Below are 1,595 nucleotides of genomic sequence, written 5' to 3'. Positions count from 1 at the left end.
TACGCGTGATCAGTAGAAACAAGGGTATTTTTCTTCAATTGTCATACTCCTCTGCATTGTCTCCGAAGAAATAAGATCCTTCATTATTCATGTCAAAGGAAGGCACGATCGGGTTCGTTGCCTTTTCGTCCGAGAGCTCGAAGACTCCCCGCCCCTGGAATGACACATCTTCTGGTCTGGCACTTTCCATCATTCTTATGATTTCAGTCCTCATGTCAGACGTTCTACCCTCATTATTTCCTGTAAATGCTGCCATAATGGTTGCTCTTTCGAAAGGAAGGTTTCTCTGTACTGAGAAAGTGGGTTGAACGCTGACCTGTCCTGCAGATGCCCTCTGTTGGTTGGTGTTCCCTCCGCTTCTGGTTCTTATAGCCCAATATCTACTTCTCAATTCAAGAGTATTGGAGTCCATTGCTTCCATGTTCTCATTTGAAGCAATTTGAACCCCTCTAGTGGATAGCTGTCCTCTTGGGACCATTCTTGTCCCTCTAATGAAACTTGAGACCCTAAGGTCCTCAAACGCTGCAGAGTGGCATGCCATCCACACTAGTTGGCTCTTATGTGCTGGGTTCTCATTTGGTCTAATGAGACTAAAGACCTGGCTGTTTTGAAGCAGACGAAAAGGATCTATTCCAACCAAGGAGTACCCTTCTCTCTCAAAGTCATATCCACTAGCCACTGCAAGCCCGTACACACAAGCAGGCAAGCAGGATTTATGAGCCACTGATCCCCTCAGGATGAGTGCAGACCTTGCCAGAAAAATAAGATCTTCTATTTCAGCATTCCCAGGATTTCTGCTCTCTCGCACTTGATCCATCATCGCCCTTTGTGCTGCTGTTTGGAATTTCCCTTTGAGGATGTTGCACATTCTCTCATATGCAATTCTTGTTCTTCTTCCATTTTCGCCTCTCCAGAAATTCCGGTCGTTGATCCCTCGTTTTATCATCCGAATCAGTTCCATCACCATTGTCCCTATTCCCTTTACTGCTGCACCTGCAGCTCCAGATCTCCTCGGGAGAGTTGATCCTTGCATCAGAGAGCACATCCGGGGATCCATTCCAGTACGCACGAGAGCTCTCGTTCTCTGATAGGTAGCATCATTTAGGTTGGAATGCCATATCATCAGATGGGTAAGACCAGCAGTTGCATCCTCTCCATTGTTCGCTTGTCTCCAAATTCTCCTGATTTCCTCTTTGTCATACAGGATCAGCTCTCTCACCCATTTTCCGTCTCTTCTCCTGTAAATTGGACCTCCAGTTTTCTTAGGGTCCTTTCCTGCACTGGGGTGCTCTTCCAGGTATCTGTTCCTTCTTTCATCAAATGCAGAGAGTACCATTCTCTCTATTGTTATACTGTTTTGAATCAGCCTCCCTTCATTGTCACTGAGTTTGAGTTCTGTGCACATCTGTATGTAGAATCTCCCAATGCCGCTAACCATTCTTCCAACAGACGCCCTGATCTCAGTAGCATTCTGGCGTTCCCCACCAGTTTCCATCTGTTCATAGGATCGTTTGGTGCCTTGAGACGCCATGGTGTTGATGTCACTCAGTGAGTGATTATCTACCCTGCTTTTGCTGTTTTTGAGTGGCTTGGAC

1 protein-coding gene is annotated in these 1,595 nt (G+C 46.3%); it reads right to left on the bottom strand.

Annotated features, from left to right (window positions below; translation table 11 throughout):
• Positions 1–34 precede the first annotated feature (34 nt).
• Positions 35–1,595: nucleoprotein (locus tag CVS27_RS21760; RefSeq protein ID WP_133163017.1), on the bottom strand; the 1,561-nt coding region annotated here is incomplete at its 5' end.

It is taken from the genome of Arthrobacter glacialis (assembly GCF_002909445.1).
GTDB classification, from domain to species: Bacteria; Actinomycetota; Actinomycetes; order Actinomycetales; family Micrococcaceae; genus Specibacter; species Specibacter glacialis.
Note: the sequence above shows the minus strand (reverse complement) of the source record. Positions and strands in the feature narration are given on the sequence as shown.